Raw genomic sequence first — 5609 nt, 5'->3', positions numbered from 1 at the left:
GCACGGCTAGCTCCTTGAACTCCGCCGTGTACATCTGTTTTGGTATCTTCTTCATTGCTGGTCTTTCCAAAGGATCGTTGATTTTACGTTACCTATGGAAGACTAAATTTCGGGGGAAGCTCAACTTAAGCAGCATTTCAGGCGGGTTGGCTGCACGCAGCATGCGCGGAGCCAACCTGTTATGACTTGCGCTCCCTGCCGCCATTCTCATACCCATCCTCATTTTCCATCTGTGCCTGGTGTGATCGCGTGGGATAATCCTCGCACCATCTCTTTTTTGCCGGTGCCCATTTGAAAAAAACCTACGCGCTTTGTTTCGTTGTTTCGTCACTCCTTTTGCTGGCCACTGGCAACGCGCAGGATCTATCGTCTGTGCCGTCATCTGCGTTGCCGACGCCGTTCAGCAGGGCATTGCAGCAGGCCGGCATTGCCCCCCAAAGCGTCGGCGTATATGTGCAGGAAGTCAGCGGCACTGGTCGCGTGCTGGCAGCAGCCAATGCCGGTGTGCCGTTCAATCCGGCGTCCACCATGAAATTGCTGACCACCGATGCCGCGTTGGAGTTGCTGGGCCCGACCTATCGCTGGAAAACCCAGGCCTACGCCGATGGCAACCAGATCGGCAACACCTTGCAGGGCAACCTGATCTTCAAAGGCAACGGCGATCCCAAGCTGGTGCTGGAAAATTTCTGGCTGTTCCTGCGCCAGATTCGCGCCAAGGGCATCCGCGACATCCGCGGCGACGTATTGCTCGACCGCAGCACCTTTGACCAGAATGCCTACGACCCATCCGACTTCGATGGTGATCCGCTGAAGCCCTATAACGTCGGCCCCGATGCCTTGCTACTGAACTACAAAACACTGACGTTCCAGTTCATGCCGGATCAGGATAAGCGCCAGGTCAGCGTTGTCATCGATCCGCCCCTGAGTGGCTTTGCCGTGACCGCGCCACGGCTAGGCAAGGGCGGCTGCGACGACTGGCAAGGCAAGCTGCAAGCTTCGGTAGATGCCGATGGCGCCAGCTTCACCGGTACGCTGCCGGCCTCCTGCGGCGAGAAAACCTGGTACGTCAATCCCTACAAGATGAGTTCAACCCAATACTTCGGCGCGGTGTTTCGCCAGATGTGGGCTGATCTCGGCGGCAGCTTTAACGGCAGCGTCAAGAATGGCGTGGTGCCGCCGAGCGCCCGCCTGATCACCGAATGGAGTTCGGTCACCTTGCCGGAAGTCATCCGCGACATCAACAAATACAGCAACAACGTGATGGCGCGCCAGGTATTGCTGACCATCGCCGCCGACATCCTCAAAGTGCCGGCCACGCCAGAGCGCGGCGCGCGGGCGATCCAGAGCTGGCTGGCCAGCAAGGGCATCGACACCAGCGGTCTGGTGATCGAAAACGGCTCCGGCCTGTCGCGCAACGAGCGCATTTCAGCCAAGACCATGGGTCGCATGATGACGGCCGCATTCCAATCCCCGACCATGCCGGAATTCGTCTCCTCAATGCCGTTGGCAGGCTACGACGGCACCATGCGCAAGCGCCTCAAAGACCAAGGCGTAGCGGGACAAGCCCACGTCAAGACCGGCACCCTGAACGATGTCCGCGCGATTGCCGGCTACGTGCTCGCAGCATCGGGAAAATATTACGCAGTGGTCTGCTTGATCAACGACCCCAACGCCGCCAAAGGACAAGCGGCGCAGGATGGGTTGTTGCAATGGGTATATGAGAATGGCTAAGCAGCACGCCTTAACTGCCCCAAAAACAAATCGACTCTGACCCTAATTAATTTTAATTGAGGTCAGAGTCAATGTAATTGCTGCGGGTTATAAATTTTAATTGGGGTCAGAGTCAATTTAATTGCTGCGGGTTATAGTACCAGCGGCTTATCCGACAGCTCATTTTTTTTCTGGCCATGATCAGGAAAGTGCTGGGTTAGGTAGTTATTCATTTGTTCCAGCGCTGCCAGGGTGCTGTGGTGGAAGGTGCCGTTGGCAAATTCCTTGGTCATGGTGTTGCACACGGCTTGCCATTCGCTGCTTTTGATGGCACGCCCAACTGCGCGGTCGACGACGATTTCTACTTTGTGATCAGCCAGATTCACGTACAACAGCACCCCGACGTTTTCTTCGGTATCCCACAGCCGATAGTGGGCGAAAAGTTCATGCGCGCGGTTGCGTGATGTGACGCCGTTGAGCACCGCCGGCAGGCTCAGCGAGCCTTCGACGATCATCTTGACCTCGGCCCGGTGCGTGACTTCGCCTTCGGCAATCTTGTGCTGGATCGCTTTCAAGGTTGCCGCCGGAAAGGCGCGTTGTGCGCTGCGCCGGGTGGTCGTCAGGTGGCGCCAGAAGCGTTGTAGAGTCGATCCCATTACCAATCCCCCGAGGCGCCGCCGCCGTCAAAACCACCGCCGCCAGAAAAGCCGCCACCACCGAATCCTCCTCCGCCGCCGCTGAAGCCACCACCACCGCGTCCACCCTGGCTTAAGATGCTGCCGATGATGACGCCGGCCGCATTGCCCCAGACATTGCTGTTGAGCGTGCGGCCGGAGTTGCCGCTGTTGCCGCTCAATCCGCCACCGCCAGCACCGCCGCCGCGTGCGCGCGAAATAATCGCGATCAGGATGATGAAGCCGAAGAATAGCAACGGCGCCAGTGCGCCCGGCAGATCGGATATGGGTTCTGACGGCGCTGCCTTGCGTGGCGGCGCAGCAAAATGTTCGCTGTCGAGCAGCGGCATGATGGCCGAGACGCCTGCGGTCAAGCCACCATAATAATCATTCTTGATGAAGTAGGGCGCGATGATGTCTTGCAGGATGCGCTTGGATTGCGCATCCGTCAGCGCACCCTGCACACCGCGCCCGGTCAGGATCATCAAGCGCCGCAGCGCTGTTGGATTGTCCCTGGCGACCAGCAAAATGACGCCGTCGTCGATGCCCTTGCGTCCCAGCTTCCAGGCATCGGCAACCCGCACCGCATAATCCTCGATACCTTCCGGCTCGGTCTTGCTCAGCAGGAGGATGGCAATCTGGCTGCCGGTGCGTTCTTCATACCGGCGCAGCACGTTATCCAGCGTAGCGCGCTGCTCAGGCTGTAGCATGCCGGCCAGATCGGTGACATGCGATTGCAACGGCGGCACCGGCACCTGCTGTGGCATGGTTTGCGCCAAGGCGGGCAGCGCCACTACCAACGCGGCCAGTAGCGCCAGCCGACCAGCCAAGGCCGCAGTCAGGCGAGCCAGACAAGCCAAACAAGATAACCCGGCCAAAGCAGGCATCGTGCTGGCGGACATTATTTTTTGCCGCCGAAATCGACGTCAGGCGATGTCGAGATCGCTTTTTCGTTATCCACCGTGAACGACGGTTTGACCTTGTAACCCATTGCCATCGCAGTCAGATTGCTCGGGAAGCTGCGCGCCAGTACGTTGTAATCCTGTACCGCGACGATATAGCGGTTGCGCGCCACCTTGATACGGTTCTCGATGCCTTCCAACTGCGATTGTGCATCGCGGTACAAGCCGTCTGCCTTCAGTTGCGGATAATTTTCCGAGACCGCCATCAGGCGCGACAGTGCCGACGACAACTGCCCCTGCACCTGCTGGAATTTCTGGAGCGCCGCCGGATCGTTCAGCACTTCCGGCGTGATCTGGAAGCTGGTGGCGGCCGAGCGCGCTTTGGTTACCGCTTCAAACGTCGCCTCTTCATGGCTGGCATAAGCCTTGACGATCTGGGCGATTTTCGGCACCAGATCGGCACGTCCCTGATATTGGTTGACGACTTCGCCCCAGGCTGCCTTGACGGCTTCATCCTTGGATTGGAAATCGTTATAACCGCAAGCACTGAGTAACGCGGCGAGAACCGCGATTGCCAGCCATTTGAAGTAAATTTTCATTCGGGACCCCTGAAAAAAGAAACAAGTGTGACGGACGTTAGCAAACTATTGATAGTCGCTCAAGTGTTAAATCCCCGGCGTGAGACGATGAACGGGTAATTTGGAATTACAATGCAGGGTCCGCATTATTGAGGCTTCATCGTGACTTTCATCAACAAATTATCCGCCGCCTGGGCCACCAATAACTCTCTGCTGTGCGTCGGGCTGGACCCGGATATTGGCAAATTACCATCACATTTGCAGCAGAAATCGCATGCCATATTTGATTTCTGCAAGGCAATTATAGATGCAACTGCCGATACCGCCTGCGCTTTCAAGCCGCAAATTGCCTATTTCTCAGCACTACGGGCGGAAGATCAGCTTGAGGCCATCTGCGAATACCTGCGCACTACCTATGCCCACATCCCGATCGTGATGGACGCCAAGCGCGGCGATATCGGCGCAACCGCGGAGCAATATGCGCGCGAAGCTTTCGAGCGCTACGGCGCCGACGCGGTAACAGTGAGTCCTTACATGGGTTTCGATTCAGTCGCGCCGTACCTGGAGTGGAAGGACCGCGGCGCCATCGTGTTGTGCCGCACTTCCAATGCCGGCGGTTCTGACCTGCAATTCCTGACGGTTGACGGCGTGCCGCTGTATCAGCACGTAGCGCGTCTGGTGGCTGAAAAATGGAACACCAACGGCCAATGCGGCTTAGTGGTGGGAGCGACTTACCCGCAGGAACTGGCGCAAGTGCGCAGCATCATCGGCGACATGCCGCTGCTGGTGCCGGGCGTCGGCGCTCAGGGTGGTGATGTCCAGGCCACCGTGAATGCGGGCAAGACCGCCAACGGCCAAGGCATGATGATCAACTCGTCGCGGGCGATCCTGTACGCCCAGCCGGATCAGGCTGCCGGCGAAGACTTTGCCCAGGCAGCAGGGCGCGTAGCGCGTGAAACGCGCGACGCCATCAATCGTTTCCGGGGTTAATCAAGAGAGAGCGGTTTCAGTCAACGCATTGCAGCCGAATTACTTCAAGAAGCGCAACAGCCCTTGTAATGCGTGGATAACCGTCTGTTCACGCACCGCGCGGCGATCACCGGCAAACACCAGTCGTTCGGTATAGGTGCGATGGCCGACCGACCAGCCGAAGCACACCGCGCCGACCGGTTTGCCCGGCACCGCCCCGCCCGGCCCGGCGATGCCGGTGGTGGAGAGGGTGACGTCGGCATTGCTGTTGGCCAGCGCGCCTTCGGCCATCGCCGCGGCAATTTCCTCGCTCACCGCGCCATGCTGGGCGATCTCGGCTTCCGGGATATCCAGCAATTCCGTCTTGGAGGCGTTGGAGTAAGTGACGAAGCCGCAATCGAACCATGCCGATGAACCGGCGATTTCAGTGATGGCTTGCGAGACGCCGCCGCCGGTGCAGGATTCTGCGGTGGACAGGAACCAGCCCTTGGTCTGCAAGGCCCGCCCGACTTGTTCTGCCAGATCGATGATGTGTTCGGTGTTGTCTGCAACCACGTTGTTGGTGTTCATGTCTGCGCTCCTGTTGTCTGCCCGCTGCTGCAATACATACTGCCACTTGTCGCGGGCGGATGCAATCGAGTCTCCGCATCTTACGCAGCCGTCTACAGCAACCGCCCATAGCAACCGTCTATAGCAACCGTCTATAGCAACCGTCTATAGCAACCGTCTATAGCAACCGTCTATAGCAACCGTCTATAGCAACCGTCTATAGCAAC

7 protein-coding genes are annotated in these 5609 nt (G+C 58.3%); 3 read left to right on the top strand and 4 right to left on the bottom strand.

Features of this window, described 5'->3' with window-relative positions; all coding sequences use genetic code 11:
- On the top strand, window positions 1-185 hold a 185-nt coding region (locus tag ACIQ0R_RS10860), incomplete at its 5' end, for a hypothetical protein (RefSeq protein ID WP_395827154.1).
- 187 nt (window positions 186-372) lie between these two features.
- The gene (gene dacB, locus ACIQ0R_RS10855) at window positions 373-1731 is read left to right on the top strand and encodes a D-alanyl-D-alanine carboxypeptidase/D-alanyl-D-alanine-endopeptidase (RefSeq protein ID WP_395827151.1); all 1359 of its coding nucleotides are present in this window, start codon (window positions 373-375) and stop codon (window positions 1729-1731) included.
- A 131-nt stretch (window positions 1732-1862) separates the two neighbouring features.
- Here dacB and ACIQ0R_RS10850 read toward each other — a convergent pair whose 3' ends face one another.
- From ACIQ0R_RS10850 to ACIQ0R_RS10840, 3 genes are all read right to left on the bottom strand, one after another.
- Complete coding sequence (locus tag ACIQ0R_RS10850) at window positions 1863-2366, bottom strand: TPM domain-containing protein (RefSeq protein WP_395827148.1); 504 nt, start codon at window positions 2364-2366, stop codon at window positions 1863-1865.
- Window positions 2366-3151: a TPM domain-containing protein gene (locus ACIQ0R_RS10845; RefSeq protein ID WP_395827158.1), complete on the bottom strand. Its 786-nt coding sequence runs from the start codon at window positions 3149-3151 to the stop codon at window positions 2366-2368. Before ACIQ0R_RS10845 ends, ACIQ0R_RS10850 begins: the two co-directional genes overlap by 1 nt.
- Window positions 3152-3285: 134 nt before the next feature.
- Complete coding sequence (locus tag ACIQ0R_RS10840) at window positions 3286-3885, bottom strand: LemA family protein (protein ID WP_395827143.1); 600 nt, start codon at window positions 3883-3885, stop codon at window positions 3286-3288.
- 141 nt (window positions 3886-4026) lie between these two features.
- On the opposite strand from ACIQ0R_RS10840, the gene pyrF reads away from it, so the two are divergent.
- Window positions 4027-4854 (top strand): orotidine-5'-phosphate decarboxylase, encoded by an 828-nt coding sequence (pyrF, locus tag ACIQ0R_RS10835; RefSeq protein ID WP_395827140.1) that lies wholly within the window; start codon window positions 4027-4029, stop codon window positions 4852-4854.
- A 39-nt stretch (window positions 4855-4893) separates the two neighbouring features.
- On the opposite strand, the gene ACIQ0R_RS10830 is transcribed toward pyrF, so the two are convergent.
- Window positions 4894-5403, bottom strand: a complete 510-nt coding sequence (locus tag ACIQ0R_RS10830) for a CinA family protein (protein WP_395827137.1) — start codon at window positions 5401-5403, stop codon at window positions 4894-4896.
- Between the last annotated feature and the right edge of the window lie 206 nt (window positions 5404-5609).

Origin of the sequence: Collimonas sp. (assembly GCF_044339385.1) — a bacterium.
In the GTDB taxonomy this organism is placed as follows: Bacteria; Pseudomonadota; Gammaproteobacteria; order Burkholderiales; family Burkholderiaceae_D; genus Collimonas.
The sequence above is the reverse complement of the archived record's forward strand: the minus strand, read 5'-3'. Positions and strand labels throughout refer to the sequence as shown.

Excerpts from the sequence above, each read along its gene's own strand:
- ACIQ0R_RS10845 (WP_395827158.1), bottom strand. The coding sequence starts at position 3,151 with ATGCCACAGCAGGTGCCGGTGCCGCCGTTGCAATCGCATGTCACCGAT.
- ACIQ0R_RS10830 (WP_395827137.1), bottom strand. The coding sequence starts at position 5,403 with ATGAACACCAACAACGTGGTTGCAGACAACACCGAACACATCATCGAT.
- ACIQ0R_RS10840 (WP_395827143.1), bottom strand. The coding sequence starts at position 3,885 with ATGAAAATTTACTTCAAATGGCTGGCAATCGCGGTTCTCGCCGCGTTA.
- ACIQ0R_RS10850 (WP_395827148.1), bottom strand. The coding sequence starts at position 2,366 with ATGGGATCGACTCTACAACGCTTCTGGCGCCACCTGACGACCACCCGG.